We start from the raw sequence: 13,855 nt of genomic DNA, 5'->3' as shown, positions 1-13,855 counted from the left end.
TCGGTCCGCTTGAGTTCAAGTCCCCTTGAAGTCGTAGGCTCGACAGAGTGACCGAACCAACAGCTCCGACGCCTGCGCCGCCCTCGACCGACCACGAGGTGACGGCGGCTTCGGCCGTGCCGGGCGCCGCGGCATCCGCTGCGCCGATCGTGCCGACGGGCCCGGTGCCGGCCTCTGGGCCGCTGTCGAAGCCCTACCGCTGGCTCTCGATCGGCATGTTCTCACTCATCTTCCTCGCGGCGTTCGAGGCGATGGCCGTGACGACGATCATGCCGCTCGTGGCCGAGCAGCTCGACGGCGAGTCGCTCTTCGCCCTCGCCTTCGCCGTGCCGCTCGCCGCCGGAATCATCGGCATGGTCATCGCCGGCAACTGGACCGACCGGTCGGGGCCGCTCCCGTCGCTGCTGGTCTCGGCGGCGCTGTTCGTCGTCGGCCTCGTCATCGCCGGCACCGCGGTGAACATGGAGGTCTTCATCGTCGGCCGCTTCGTGCACGGCCTCTCGGGTGCCGCGGTCATCGTGCCGCTGTACGTGATCGTCGGCCGGGTCTACCCCGAGGCGCTGCGGGCCCGGGTGTTCGCGGGCTTCGCCGCGGCCTGGGTGATCCCCTCGATCGTCGGCCCGGCGCTCGCCGGAGTCGTCGCCGAGGCGATCAGCTGGCACTGGGTGTTCCTCGGCGTCATCGTGCTCGTCGTGCCGGCCGCCGCGATGATGCTGCCGCCCGTGCTGCGCGTGCGCGACCAGGTGCAGGGCGACCCGTCGGTGCAGTGGAGCATCAGCCGCGTGGGCTGGTCGGTGCTCGTGGCGGCCGCGGCCCTCGGGGTGTCGCTCGCGAAGGAGCTCGGCGACCCGTGGCGGTGGGTCGTCGCGATCGCCGCGATCGCCCTCGCCGCCTACGCCGCCCGGCCGCTGCTGCCGAAGGGCACCCTGAGCGCCGCGCGCGGCATGCCGGCGACCGTGCTGCTGAAGCTCATCGTGGCCGGCGCGTTCTTCGGCAGCGAGATCTACCTGCCCTACCTCTTCATCGAGAACTACGACTTCTCGCCGAGCCTGGCCGGCGCGGTGCTGACGGGCGCCGGTGTCTCGTGGGCGGCTGCGTCATGGCTGCAGGGGCGGCTCGACCGCGTGTCGAACACGCAGGCCGTCGTGATCGGAACGGTGCTGCTCGCGATCTCGCTCGCGATCGTGTTCGTCGTGGCATTCTTCACGCTCGCACCGGCGATCGCCTTCGTCGCGTGGACCCTCGCGGGCGGCGCCATGGGCTTCATGTACCCGAGGTTCTCGGTCGCCGTGCTCGCCCTCTCGCCGGTCTCGGCGCAGGGCTTCAACAGCGCGGCCCTGACGATCTCCGAGTCGCTCGGCGCCGCCGTCGCACTCGCGATCACCGCCCTCGTCTCGAGTGCGCTCGGCGCAGGGATGTTCGCGGCCGACTTCGCCGTCACCGTGGTGATCGCGATCGTGGCGGTGCTGCTCGCGTCGCGCGTGCGGCCCCGCGGCGAGGCATCCGTCAGCTGACGTCGGTGTCGCCGGTGGGTCTGTCGCCGGTGGGCGGGCGCGGCGCCTCGAGTCCGCGCCCGAGCAGGAACTCGAGCATCGGGATCGCAGGCTGTTCGAGCATCGGCCCGTGCCCGAATTCCCAGTCGGCATCGGAGGCGCGCAGCGTGTGCCCTGAGATGACCGCCCGGATCGGGGTCGGCGCCTTGGCCGCGAGGTAGAGCGCGACCGCGCCGCTCGTGCGCTCGGGAAGGGCGGGCTCGGCTCCGATCTCGTGTGCGAGGAGCAGGTGGGCCGCGACCGCTCGGGAGAGGAGGCTGACGCGTGCGGGCTGGCCGAGACGGATCGCCACGGCGAAAGCGCGCAGTCGGTCGGCGGCGGGCTCGCGTGGTGCGGCGGCTGTCTGGTCGTCGTCGGCGGGCCGCTCGGGTTCGGGATGGCGGCGCCTGCGCACACTCGCGGCGAACGCCGCTGCGAGGCGGTCGCCGGTGGCCGTATCGAGGTCGGCTGCGTCGAGCAGTGACGCTGAGCGATCGATCACGTCGGCGGTCGCGTCGCGCCAGTCGGAAGACACGTCGGACTCCCGCCCGCGGTCGCCCTGGCTGAGCGGGAGATAGCGCATGAAGTCGGCCACTTCGGATCCTCAACGGTCGGCGTCCGCACCGGAGCGGTGCTGGCAGCACGATACCGCGACCAGCATGCTGCGGCTTCCGTCGAGGGTCGATCGGAGCGATCGGCAGGCCCGAGACCCGATGTGACCGTCACACGTGTGACGGTCACATTCCGTGCGGGCATGTGCATAATGGATGCGCGGTCGCGTGTGACCGTGCACATGCCGAGAACATGATCGAGGGTGAACGTGTCCGAGCCGCAGGCCCCGCGTGGGCGCGCACCGAGCATTCGCGATGTCGCGCGCCTCGCAGGGGTGTCGCACCAGACCGTCTCCCGCGTGCTCAACCACCATCCCAGCATCCGCCCCGAGACGAAGCAGCGCGTGCTCGACGTCATGGCCGAGCTGCAGTACAAGCCCAACCGGGCGGCGAGGGCCCTCGTCACGAGTCGTTCACGCACGATCGGCGTGCTCTCCGCGTCGAGCACGCAGTACGGCCCGGCGTCGAGCATCGCCGCGATCGAGGCGGCGGCTCGCGTGGCCGGCTACTGGGTGTCGACCGCCAACATCGACTCCTCCGATGCCGCGTCGATCTCCGACGGGCTCGCCCACCTGGCGGCCCAGGGCATCGAAGGGCTCGTCGTGATCGCGCCGCAGGTGCGCGTCTTCGAGACCATCGCGCAGCTCTCGATCGACGTGCCGTACGTGACCATGCAGTCGACCGGCCACGAGGTCGGGCGCACGCTCTCCGTCGACCAGATCGCGGGCGCTCGCCTCGCCACCCGCCACCTCATCGAGCTCGGCCACCGCAACATCTACCATCTCGCCGGGCCACAGGACTGGATCGAGGCCGAGGCGCGCATGCGCGGCTTCCTCGAGGAGATGAGCGCGCAGGACGTGCCGACGACCGCGCCGATCCTCGGCGACTGGACCGCGAACTTCGGCTACCATGCCGGCCGCGAGCTGCTGACGGTGCGCGACTTCACGGCGATCTTCGCCTCGAACGACCAGATGGCGCTCGGGCTCATGCACGCGGTGCGCGATGCCGGGCTCGACATCCCCGGAGACGTCTCGATCATCGGATTCGACGACGTGCCCGAGGCGGCGCACTTCTGGCCGCCCCTGACCACGGTGCGCCAGGACTTCGCGGAGCTCGGGCGCCGGTGCGTCGCGCTCCTGCTCGGCGATCGCGATCCATCCGCCCCCGAGTACGTGGCCACGATCACGCCCGAGCTCGTCATCCGGGGCTCGACCGGCGCTCCGGCATTCTGACCGGCGCTTCGGCAATCCGGCACTTCAGCAATCCGACGGCCGCTCCCGGCAGATTTCGCCGTCGTTACGATTCCGTGACCAACCGGAGTTGACAGGACGATCCGGGATCGGGCTAACATGAGCAACGCCATGTGAACGGTCACATCGATTCGGAACATGGCCCGCCGAACCCTGACGAAGGAGTCTCCAGTGCACACCGCCGCCGTTCCGACGCCGCGCCGCGACACGCGCGCCGGCTCGATCGGCGGATGCACGACGGCATCGGGGCAGGGCGCATGAGCACCTACGGGCCGCAGGTCGAGGTCGCCATCGCGAGGGTGCGCGCCGACGTCGCACGCCTGCACGCCGAGCTCGCCCGCTACGACCTCGTCGTCTGGACCGGCGGCAACGTGTCGGGCCGGGTACCCGGCGCGGAGCTCTTCGTGATCAAGCCGAGCGGCGTGAGCTACGACGACCTCGCGCCCGAGAACATGATCCTCTGCGACCTCGACGGCAACGTCATCGAGGGCACCCCGGGCGCTGAGCGCAGCCCGTCCTCCGACACCGCGGCGCACGCCTACGTGTATCGCAACATGCCAGAGGTCGGCGGCGTGGTGCACACGCACTCGCCGTACGCGACCGCCTGGGCGGCGCGGGGCGAAGAGATCCCGTGCGTGATCACGGCGATGGCCGACGAGTTCGGCGGCCCCATTCCGGTCGGTCCGTTCGCGATCATCGGCGACGACTCGATCGGGCGCGGCATCGTCGAGACGCTGACGGGTCACCGCAGCCGCGCCGTGCTGATGCAGAACCACGGCCCGTTCACGATCGGCGTCTCGGCGAAGGACGCGGTGAAGGCCGCGGTCATGGTCGAGGATGTCGCGCGCACCGTGCACCTCGCTCGCGAGGCCGGCCCGCTGATCCCGATTCCGCAGGAGTCGATCGACCGGCTCTTCGACCGTTACCAGAACGTCTACGGGCAGACGATCGATGCCCGTCGCCAGAAACACCCAACCTGAGACTTGCGACCGCCTTCTGCGGCCGGCGCGAGGGAGACGACCGATGAGGACGCGGCCGACTCCGACTGTCACCAAGACAACGACGTCCCAATGAATGACACAGTGAAAGGAAACACCGTGAAGAACACGAAGAAGGTGCTTCTCGCAACGCTCGCGGCCGGCTCGATGCTCGCGCTCGCCGCATGCTCGGGCGGCGCCGGCGGCGAAGGCGACGGCGGCGGCGAAGGCGGCCTCATCGGCGTCGCGATGCCGACCAAGAGCTCGGAGCGCTGGATCCAGGACGGCGACGCCGTCAAGGAGCAGCTCGAGGAGCAGGGCTTCACCGTCGACCTGCAGTACGCAGAGGACGACATCCCCACCCAGGTCTCGCAGATCGAGAACATGATCACCAAGGGTGCCGAAGCCCTGATCATCGCCTCGATCGACGGCACCACGCTCACGAGCGTGCTGCAGGACGCCGCTGACGCGGAGATCCCCGTCATCGCCTACGACCGCCTCATCCGCGACACCGAGAACGTCGACTACTACGCGTCGTTCGACAACTTCGTCGTCGGCCAGCAGCAGGCGTGGTCGGTGCTCAACGGCCTCGGCCTGACCGAGCTCGACGGCACCCCGATCGAGGGCGCGCCCGCCGGGCCGTTCAACATCGAGCTGTTCGCCGGCTCGCTCGACGACAACAACGCGTTCTTCTTCTTCGACGGCGCGATGGACGTGCTCCAGCCGCTCATCGATGACGGAACGCTCGTCGTGAAGTCGGGTCAGACCGACATCGAGCAGGTCGCGACGCTCCGCTGGGACGGCGAGACCGCTCAGAGCCGCATGGAGGACATCCTCACGGCTGACTACTCCGACGGCTCGACGGTGAGCGCAGTGCTCTCGCCGTACGACGGAATCTCGCGCGGCATCATCTCGGCTCTCACCGACGCCGGCTACACGGTCGGCGCCGAATGGCCGATCATCTCGGGCCAGGACGCTGAGATCGACTCGGTCAAGGCGATCAACTCGGGTGAGCAGTTCGCGACCATCTTCAAGGACACCCGCCAGCTCGCCTCGGTCGCCGTCGACATGGCCGCCGCGATCCTGAACGGTGAAGAGGTCGAGGTCAACAACACCGAGGACTACGACAACGGCGTGAAGGTCGTCCCGTCGTACCTCCTCGAGTCGCAGATCGTCGTCAAGGACAACATCACCGAGGTCCTCGTCGACAGCGGCTACTGGACCGAAGAGGAAATCAACGGCTAGTCGGTTCGGCATGGCGACCGGCCGGTGGGGGTACTACGGTATCCCCACCGGCAGGTCCCGTCACCCGGCAATGGAGCAGGAGCAGCAGGAGCAGAGATGACCACAGACATTCTCGAGATGCGCGGCATCACGAAGACGTTCCCGGGCGTGAAGGCGCTCGCCAACGTCAACCTCTCCGTCGCACGCGGTGAAGTGCACGCGATCTGCGGCGAGAACGGCGCCGGCAAGTCGACCCTCATGAAGGTGCTCTCGGGCGTCTATCCGCACGGCACCTACGACGGTGACATCGTCTTCGAGAACGAGACGGTCGAGTTCCGCGACCTCACCGACAGCGAGGCCAAGGGCATCGTCATCATCCACCAGGAGCTCGCCCTCAGCCCCTACCTCTCGATCGCCGAGAACATCTTCCTCAACAACGAGCAGAAGGGCCGCGGCGGACTGATCGACTGGAACAAGACGAACTTCGAAGCTTCGAAGCTCCTCGCCCGCGTCGGCCTCCGCGAGAACCCGACGACGAAGATCATGGACATCGGCGTCGGCAAGCAGCAGCTCGTCGAGATCGCGAAGGCGCTCTCGAAAGAGGTGAAGCTCCTCATTCTCGACGAGCCGACCGCGGCGCTCAACGACGAGGACTCCGATCACCTGCTCGACCTGATCCTGCACCTCAAGGGCCAGGGCATCACGTCGATCATCATCAGCCACAAGCTCAACGAGATCAAGAAGGTCGCCGACTCGGTCACCGTCATCCGCGACGGCAAGACCATCGAGACGATCGCGAAGAACGACGTCACCGAAGACCGCATCATCAAGGACATGGTCGGCCGGGACCTCGAGCACCGCTACCCCGACCACACGCCCCACATCGGCGAGGAACTGCTGCGGGTCGAGGACTGGACGGCCCATCACCCGCAGGACACGTCGCGGGTGATGGTCGACAAGGTCAACCTCAACGTGCGCGCCGGTGAGATCGTCGGCATCGCCGGACTCATGGGCGCGGGGCGCACCGAGTTCGCGATGAGCCTGTTCGGACAGTCGTACGGCTCGAAGATCTCGGGGCGCGTGTTCCTGCGCGGCAAGGAGATCAAGACGCGCACGGTCGCCGAGGCGATCGAGCACGGCATCGCCTATGCGACCGAAGACCGCAAGACCTATGGCCTCAACCTCATCGAGGACATCAAGCGCAACATCTCGATGGCGTCGCTGAAGAAGCTCGAGAAGTACGGCCTCGTGCACGACAACGAGGAGTTCAAGGTCGCCAACGAGTACCGCACCTCGATGAACATCAAGGCGCCGAACGTGCTCGTGAAGACCGGCAAGCTCTCGGGCGGCAACCAGCAGAAGGTCGTGCTGTCGAAGTGGATCTACTCCGACCCCGACGTCCTGATCCTCGACGAGCCCACCCGCGGCATCGACGTCGGCGCCAAGTACGAGATCTACTCGATCATCAATCGCCTCGCGGCACAGGGCAAGGGCATCATCGTGATCTCGTCCGAGCTGCCCGAACTCCTCGGCATCTCCGATCGCGTCTACGCGCTCTCCGAGGGCCGCATCACGGGTGAACTCCCGATCGCCGAGGCCACGCCCGAAGCGATGCTCAAGCTCATGACCATGGAAAAGCCCCGCTGACGCCGGCGGACCACCAGGAGAATCCCATGTCGAATCCCACACCGACCCAGACCCCCACCGGGCCGACCGGCGAATCGAACGCCGTCGGAGGCAACATCAACCCGACCGACAACCGGTTCACGCAGTGGCTCAGCCACATCCTCGCCGACCTCGGCAAGAACGGCATCTTCATCGCGCTCATCGCGGTGGTCGTGCTGTTCGCGATCCTCACCGACGGCATCCTGCTGCGGCCGCAGAACATCTCGAACCTGATCGTGCAGAACGGGTACATCCTCGTGCTCGCGATCGGCATGGTGATGGTGATCATCGCAGGCCACATCGACCTCTCGGTCGGTTCGGTGGCCGCGTTCGTCGGAGCCTGCTCGGGCGTGTTCGCCGTGCAGTGGGGCCTGCCATGGTGGCTCTCGGTCATCCTGTCGCTCGCGATCGGCGCGCTCGTCGGCGTCTGGCAGGGCTTCTGGATCGCCTACGTGGGCATCCCGGCGTTCATCGTGACGCTGGCGGGCATGCTCATCTTCCGCGGCCTCGCCCTCGTCGTGCTCGGCAACGCGAACATCGGTTCGTTCCCGGTCGAGTACCGCGCGCTCGGCAACGGGTTCCTCACCGACGTCTTCGGGGAGTTCGAGATCGATCCGCTCACGCTCGGCGTGGGTGCGATCGCCATCATCGCCCTGATCGTGCAGCAGGTGCGAACCCGTCGCGGTCGCCAGAAGTACGGCCAAGAGGTCGAGCCCATCGCCTGGTTCATCATCAAGCTCGTGCTCGTCTCGGCCGCGATCGGCTTCTTCGCCTACTCGCTCGCCTCGTACAAGGGCATCCCGATCACGCTGATCATCCTCGCGGTGCTCGTGCTGGTCTACGGCATCGTCATGAACCGCACGGTCTTCGGTCGTCACATCTACGCGATCGGCGGCAACCGCCACGCGGCCGAGCTGTCGGGCATCAAGACCCGTCGGGTCGACTTCTGGCTGTTCGTCAACATGGGCACCCTCGCGGCGCTCGCCGGCCTGATCTTCACCGCCCGACTGAACCTCGCCGGCCCGAAGGCCGGTGACGGCTTCGAGCTCGAGGCGATCTCGGCGGCGTTCATCGGCGGCGCGGCCGTGCAGGGCGGTGTCGGCACCATCGGCGGTGCGATCATCGGTGGTCTGATCATCGGCGTGCTCAACAACGGCATGTCGATCATGGGCATCGGCATCGAGTGGCAGCAGGCCGTCAAGGGCCTCGTGCTGCTGCTCGCGGTCGCCTTCGACGTCTACAACAAGCGTCGCGCAGGCGGCGGCCAGTAGCAGTACCCGCGAACGGGCGGATGTCGCGTGCAGGTCACGCGGCAGCCGCCCGTTCGTCGTCTCTGCAGGTCAGCGGATGCCGCGGCATCCGATGCTCGAATCTCGACCTCACGGGTTGAGACACGAGTTCGTGAACGCTAACATGGGACTCCGTTAGCGCTAACGAAGCAGGCGCCAGAACGTACCGACAGGGGAGTCACCATGCCCGATGCCATCGAGCAGCACGCCGGCGGCGTCGACGGGTTCGCGCCGGAGATCGAGGCGGCCATCGCGAAGGTGCGCGACGACGTCTCGCGCCTCCACGGCGAGCTGACCCGCTACGGCCTCGTTGTGTGGACGGGCGGCAACGTCTCGGGCCGGGTGCCCGGCGCCGAGCTCTTCGTGATCAAGCCGAGCGGCGTCTCCTACGACGACCTCTCGCCCGAGAACATGATCCTCTGCGACCTCGACGGCAACGTGATCCCGGGCACGCCCGGCTCCGACCGCAGCCCGTCGAGCGACACCGCGGCGCACGCCTACGTGTACCGCAACATGCCCGACGTCGGCGGCGTCGTGCACACGCACTCGACCTTCGCCGTCGCGTGGGCCGCACGCGGTGAAGAGATCCCGTGCGTGATCACCGCGATGGCCGACGAGTTCGGCGGCCCCATTCCGATCGGCCCGTTCGCGATCATCGGCGACGACTCGATCGGGCGCGGCATCGTCGAGACGCTGAGCGGCCACCGTTCGCCCGCAGTGCTGATGCAGAACCACGGACCGTTCACGATCGGCGCCGACGCGAAGGCCGCGGTCAAGTCGGCCGTCATGGTCGAGGATGTCGCGCGCACTGTTCACTTCGCCCGTGAGGCCGGGCCCCTGATCCCCATTCCGCAGGAGACGATCGACCGGCTCTACGACCGGTACCAGAACGTCTACGGGCAGACCCGAGAGGCGCGTTCATGACCGAGACCACCGACCCGCAGGCGCAGGCGGCGCAGCAAGCGATCGCTGGTGCACGCGCCGCCATCCTCGAGGGACGCACCTCGCTCGGCATCGAGTTCGGCTCGACCCGCATCAAGGCCTGCCTCGTCGGCGAAGATCCCACGGTCGTGCTCGCTGTCGGCAGCCACGAGTGGGAGAACCGCTTCGAGGGTCGCGTGTGGACCTACTCGCTCGACGACGTGTGGTCGGGCCTGCAGGCGGCGTACGCCGACCTCGTCGCCGACCTGCGCCGCCGCTACGACGTCACGCCGTCGACCTTCGGCGCGATCGGCGTCTCGGCGATGATGCACGGCTACCTCGCCTTCGACGCGAACGACGAGCTGCTCGTGCCGTTCCGCACGTGGCGCAACACCTCGACCGGGCCGGCCGCGGCCGAGCTCAGCGAGCAGTTCGGCGTGAACATCCCGCTGCGCTGGTCGATCGCGCACCTGCACCAGGCGATCCTCGACGACGAGCCGCATGTCGGGCAGCTCGACTTCGTCACGACGCTCGCGGGCTACGTGCACTGGCGCCTCACGGGCCGCAAGGTGCTCGGCGTCGGCGACGCCTCGGGCATGTTCCCGATCGACTCGGCGACGTATGACTACGACGCCTCGCTCATCGAGGTCTACGGGCGGCTCGTCGCCGAGCGCGCACCCGAGGTGCGACTCACCGACCTGCTGCCCGCGGTGCTGCCCGCAGGCCGCGCGGCCGGCGAACTCACCCCTGAGGGCGCCTCGTTGCTCGACCCGACGGGTGCGCTCCGACCCGGCGCGCCGCTCTGCCCGCCCGAGGGCGACGCCGGCACGGGCATGGTCGCGACCGGCTCGGTCGCCCCGCGCTCCGGCAACGTCAGCGCCGGCACGTCGATCTTCGCGATGGTCGTGCTCGAGCGCCCGCTCGCGCACGCGCACCACGAGCTCGATCTCGTGACCACCCCGGCGGGCGACCCCGTGGCGATGGTGCACTGCAACAACGGCGCGAGCGAGCTCGCGGCTTGGGCGGGCCTGTTCGGCGAGTTCGCCGGTGCCGCCGGGCTCTCGGTCGACACCGACACGGTGTTCGAGGTGCTGCTGCGGCAGGCACTCGACGGCGAGGCCGACGCCGGCGGACTGCTCGCCTACAACCACCTGGCCGGCGAACCGATCGCAGGGCTCACCGAGGGGCGACCGCTCGTCGTGCGCACGCCCGACAGCCGCCTCACGCTCGCGAACTTCATGCGCGCCCAGGTCTACGGCGTCTACGGCACGCTCAGCCTCGGCATTCGGGTGCTCGCCTCCGAGGGCGTCGAACTCGACCGCATGCTCGCCCACGGCGGCATCTTCCGCACCGCGGGCGTCGCCCAGCGGTTCCTTGCCGGAGCGCTCGACGCGCCGGTCGCCGTCGGCGAGACGGCGTCGGAGGGCGGGGCCTGGGGCATCGCCGTGCTCGCGTCGTACCTGTCGTCGGCCGCCGAGATCGACCTGGCCGGTTACCTCGACGAGCGCGTGTTCGCGAACGCCGAGTTCGAGACCGTCGACCCTGAGCCGGCGGATGTCGCCGGCTTCGCCGCCTTCCTCGACCGCTACCGGGCGGGGCTGGCCGTCGAGGCCGCCGCCGTCGACGCGCTCTGACGCACTCCATCACCCGCACTCACGAACCTCGCAACTTCACTCACGAACCTCGCACCAGGGAGAACCGCATGACCCGCACCCCGCTCACCACTTCGCTCGACGGCTACGAGGTCTGGTTCCTCACCGGCAGCCAGAACCTCTACGGCGAAGAGACGCTCCGCCAGGTGGCCGCGCAATCGCAGCAGATTGCCGAGACGCTCGGCGATGCCGCCGGCGTGCCTGTGAAGGTCGTCTGGCAGCCCGTGCTGAAGGACTCCGACTCGATCCGCCGCATGGCCCTCGAGGCCAACGCCGCCGACCACGTCATCGGCCTCATCACGTGGATGCACACCTTCAGCCCGGCCAAGATGTGGATCGCCGGCCTCGACGCCCTGCAGAAGCCGCTCCTGCACCTGCACACCCAGGCCAACGTCGAACTGCCGTGGGGCGAGATCGACTTCGACTTCATGAATCTCAACCAGGCCGCGCACGGCGACCGTGAGTTCGGGTACATCCAGACCCGGCTCGGCGTCGCCCGCAAGACCGTCGTCGGCCACGTGACCGACCCGCGCGTGCAGGGCGAGATCGGCACCTGGCAGCGGGCGGCGGCGGGCCTCGCGGCATCCCGCAGCCTGAAGCTCGCTCGCTTCGGCGACAACATGCGCTACGTTGCCGTCACCGAGGGCGACAAGACCGAGGCCGAGCTGCGGTTCGGCGTGCAGGTCAACACGTGGGGCGTCAACGAGCTCGCCGAGGCCGTGCACGCGGCATCCGATGCCGAGATCGACCTGCTCACGGCCGAGTACGAAGACCTCTACGACGTCGTGCCCGAGCTGCGCAAGGCCGGCGAGCGTCACGAGAGCCTGCGCTACGGCGCGGCGATCGAGCTGGGCCTCCGCTCGTTCCTCGAAGAGGGCGGGTTCGGCGCGTTCACGACGAGCTTCGAAGACCTCGGCGCGCTGCGGCAGCTGCCGGGTCTCGCGGTGCAGCGGCTCATGGCCGAGGGCTACGGCTTCGGCGCCGAGGGCGACTGGAAGACCGCCGTGCTCGTGCGCATCGCGAGCGTCATGGGCGCCGGCCTGCCCGGTGGCGCCTCGCTCATGGAGGACTACACCTACGACATGACGCCCGGCGACGAGCTGATCCTCGGCGCGCACATGCTCGAGGTCTCGCCGTCGCTGACAACTGCCCGACCGAGCCTCGAGGTGCACCCGCTCGGCATCGGCGGCAAGGAGGACCCGGTGCGTCTCGTCTTCACCGCCGACCCCGGCCCTGCCGTCGTCGTCGCGATGAGCGACATGCGCGACCGGTTCCGCCTCACGGCGAACGTCGTCGAGAACGTGGCGCCGCGGCATCCGCTGCCGAACCTGCCCGTCGGACGCGCCGTCTGGAAGCCCGCCCCCGACTTCGCCACGAGCGCCGCGGCATGGCTCACGGCTGGCGCCGCGCACCACACGGTCATGTCGACCGCCGTCGGCGTCGAGGTGTTCCGCGACTTCGCCGAGATGTCGAAGACCGAGCTGCTCGTCATCGACGAGTCGACCACGCTGCCCGGCTTCCAGCACGAAGTACGCTGGAACCAGGCTTACTACCGACTGGCGCAGGGCCTCTGATCGGGGCGATTCATGGCTGGGCGGGCATCGCGGGGGAGTGAGGCGGCGGGTGACGCTGTCGGCGCGCCGGGCGAGGTCGTGCCGGGCTCGGATGCCGCGCCCGACGCGCCGCCCGCCGAGGCTCCCGGCACCGGCGTGCCGACGATGTTCGACGTCGCGCGTCGCGCCGGCGTCTCGCACCAGACCGTGTCGCGGGTGCTCAACGACCTCACGGGCGTCGCGGCGTCGACGAAGGCGCGGGTCGAGCAGGCGATCGCCGAGCTCAACTACACGCCGTCGCCGGCGGCGCGGGCCATGGCGAAGCGTCGCTCGGGCAACCTCGGGCTGATCCAGGCGGGGAGGCCCGACTACGGGCCGTCGAGCGCCGCGCTCGGCTTCAACGAGGCGGCGCACGAGGCGGGCTACACGGTCAGCCAGGCGAGCATGCGTTCCCTCGACCCCGACGTGCTGCGGCAGGCCGTGCACCGGCTCGCGCTGCAGCGGGTCGAGGCGATCGTGCTCATCTCGGGCGAACGCGAGGGCGTCGGCGTGCTCAGCGGCATCGACGCGGGCGTGCCGCTCGTCGTCGTCGCCTCGGAGCCGGCGCCCGGGCTGCACCGGGTCGCGATGGACCAGTACGAGGGTGCGCGCCTCGCCACGCGGCACCTCATCGAGCTCGGCCATCGCGAGATCCGCCACATCGCCGGGCCGCCCGAGTCGATGGATGCCGCTGAGCGACGCCGCGGCTGGGCCGACGTAATGAGTGAGCACGGGCTCGCGGCGCACGAGCCGATCGAGGGCGACTGGCTCGCGGCATCCGGATACGAGGCCGGCCTTCGCCTCGCCGCCGACCGCGACGTGACCGCCGTCTTCAGCGCCAACGACCAGATGTCGCTCGGCCTGCTGCACGCCTACCGTGAGGCCGGCGTGCAGGTGCCCGGCGACGTGAGCGTCATCGGCTTCGACGACATCCCCGAGGCGGCGCACTTCGCCCCGCCGCTGACGACCATGCGGCAGGACTTCGACGTGCTCGGGCGCGACGTGCTCGCCGCCGTGCTCGCCGTGCTCCGCGGCGAAGCGGATGCCGCCGACCGCACGTCGCGCGTGCCCGAACTCGTTGCCCGGGCGAGCACCGCGCCGCCCGCCCGCGGCTGACGCCCGCTCGCGCGCGTCCGCCGCGG

The 13,855-nt window shown here is 69.2% G+C and carries 12 protein-coding genes; 11 read left to right on the top strand and 1 reads right to left on the bottom strand.

Annotation, left to right across the window (positions count from 1 at the left end; translation table 11 throughout):
- Positions 1 to 47: 47 nt before the first annotated feature.
- The gene (locus VPH61_RS01790; protein ID WP_332061808.1) at positions 48 to 1,514 is read left to right on the top strand and encodes an MFS transporter; all 1,467 of its coding nucleotides are present in this window, start codon (positions 48 to 50) and stop codon (positions 1,512 to 1,514) included.
- Here VPH61_RS01790 and VPH61_RS01785 read toward each other — a convergent pair.
- Entirely contained in the window at positions 1,507 to 2,127 is a 621-nt protein-coding gene (locus VPH61_RS01785; RefSeq protein ID WP_332061807.1) for a hypothetical protein, read from the bottom strand. The two genes, VPH61_RS01790 and VPH61_RS01785, sit on opposite strands and share 8 nt — an antisense overlap.
- Positions 2,128 to 2,418: 291 nt before the next feature.
- On the opposite strand from VPH61_RS01785, the gene VPH61_RS01780 reads away from it, so the two are divergent.
- The 10 genes from VPH61_RS01780 (at position 2,419) to VPH61_RS01735 (ending at position 13,829) form a co-directional block, all read left to right on the top strand.
- Complete coding sequence (locus tag VPH61_RS01780) at positions 2,419 to 3,375, top strand: LacI family DNA-binding transcriptional regulator (protein WP_442879036.1); 957 nt, start codon at positions 2,419 to 2,421, stop codon at positions 3,373 to 3,375.
- 156 nt (positions 3,376 to 3,531) lie between these two features.
- Positions 3,532 to 3,654 carry a hypothetical protein gene (locus VPH61_RS01775; RefSeq protein WP_332061805.1) on the top strand — a complete coding sequence of 41 codons (123 nt, stop codon included), beginning with the start codon at positions 3,532 to 3,534 and terminating at the stop codon, positions 3,652 to 3,654.
- Complete coding sequence (locus tag VPH61_RS01770; protein WP_332061804.1) at positions 3,651 to 4,373, top strand: L-ribulose-5-phosphate 4-epimerase; 723 nt, start codon at positions 3,651 to 3,653, stop codon at positions 4,371 to 4,373. Before VPH61_RS01775 ends, VPH61_RS01770 begins: the two co-directional genes overlap by 4 nt.
- A gap of 165 nt (positions 4,374 to 4,538) precedes the next feature.
- A complete protein-coding gene (gene chvE / locus VPH61_RS01765; protein WP_332062513.1) occupies positions 4,539 to 5,615 on the top strand; it encodes a multiple monosaccharide ABC transporter substrate-binding protein in 1,077 nt (358 codons plus the stop codon).
- Positions 5,616 to 5,711: 96 nt separating this feature from the next.
- Positions 5,712 to 7,241 carry a multiple monosaccharide ABC transporter ATP-binding protein gene (gene mmsA / locus VPH61_RS01760; RefSeq protein ID WP_332061803.1) on the top strand — a complete coding sequence of 510 codons (1,530 nt, stop codon included), beginning with the start codon at positions 5,712 to 5,714 and terminating at the stop codon, positions 7,239 to 7,241.
- Positions 7,242 to 7,267: 26 nt separating this feature from the next.
- Complete coding sequence (gene mmsB, locus VPH61_RS01755) at positions 7,268 to 8,530, top strand: multiple monosaccharide ABC transporter permease (RefSeq protein WP_332061802.1); 1,263 nt, start codon at positions 7,268 to 7,270, stop codon at positions 8,528 to 8,530.
- A 201-nt stretch (positions 8,531 to 8,731) separates the two neighbouring features.
- On the top strand, positions 8,732 to 9,472 hold the full coding sequence (locus VPH61_RS01750; RefSeq protein WP_332061801.1) for an L-ribulose-5-phosphate 4-epimerase: 741 nt from the start codon (positions 8,732 to 8,734) through the stop codon (positions 9,470 to 9,472).
- On the top strand, positions 9,469 to 11,103 hold the full coding sequence (locus VPH61_RS01745; protein ID WP_332061800.1) for a xylulokinase: 1,635 nt from the start codon (positions 9,469 to 9,471) through the stop codon (positions 11,101 to 11,103). Before VPH61_RS01750 ends, VPH61_RS01745 begins: the two co-directional genes overlap by 4 nt.
- A gap of 68 nt (positions 11,104 to 11,171) precedes the next feature.
- A complete protein-coding gene (gene araA, locus VPH61_RS01740) occupies positions 11,172 to 12,695 on the top strand; it encodes an L-arabinose isomerase (RefSeq protein ID WP_332061799.1) in 1,524 nt (507 codons plus the stop codon).
- A 12-nt stretch (positions 12,696 to 12,707) separates the two neighbouring features.
- Complete coding sequence (locus tag VPH61_RS01735; RefSeq protein ID WP_332061798.1) at positions 12,708 to 13,829, top strand: LacI family DNA-binding transcriptional regulator; 1,122 nt, start codon at positions 12,708 to 12,710, stop codon at positions 13,827 to 13,829.
- Positions 13,830 to 13,855 lie beyond the last annotated feature (26 nt).

It is taken from the genome of Agromyces sp. CCNWLW203 (genome assembly GCF_036576125.1).
Lineage (GTDB): Bacteria > Actinomycetota > Actinomycetes > Actinomycetales > Microbacteriaceae > Agromyces.
The sequence above is the reverse complement of the archived record's forward strand: the minus strand, read 5'-3'. Positions and strand labels throughout refer to the sequence as shown.

Bases quoted from the DNA above. Each gene is read 5' to 3' on its own strand.
- mmsA (WP_332061803.1), top strand. From the start codon at position 5,712: ATGACCACAGACATTCTCGAGATGCGCGGCATCACGAAGACGTTCCCG.
- VPH61_RS01750 (WP_332061801.1), top strand. From the start codon at position 8,732: ATGCCCGATGCCATCGAGCAGCACGCCGGCGGCGTCGACGGGTTCGCG.
- chvE (WP_332062513.1), top strand. From the start codon at position 4,539: ATGCTCGCGCTCGCCGCATGCTCGGGCGGCGCCGGCGGCGAAGGCGAC.
- VPH61_RS01775 (WP_332061805.1), top strand. From the start codon at position 3,532: ATGGCCCGCCGAACCCTGACGAAGGAGTCTCCAGTGCACACCGCCGCC.
- VPH61_RS01770 (WP_332061804.1), top strand. From the start codon at position 3,651: ATGAGCACCTACGGGCCGCAGGTCGAGGTCGCCATCGCGAGGGTGCGC.
- VPH61_RS01745 (WP_332061800.1), top strand. From the start codon at position 9,469: ATGACCGAGACCACCGACCCGCAGGCGCAGGCGGCGCAGCAAGCGATC.
- mmsB (WP_332061802.1), top strand. From the start codon at position 7,268: ATGTCGAATCCCACACCGACCCAGACCCCCACCGGGCCGACCGGCGAA.
- araA (WP_332061799.1), top strand. From the start codon at position 11,172: ATGACCCGCACCCCGCTCACCACTTCGCTCGACGGCTACGAGGTCTGG.
- VPH61_RS01735 (WP_332061798.1), top strand. From the start codon at position 12,708: ATGGCTGGGCGGGCATCGCGGGGGAGTGAGGCGGCGGGTGACGCTGTC.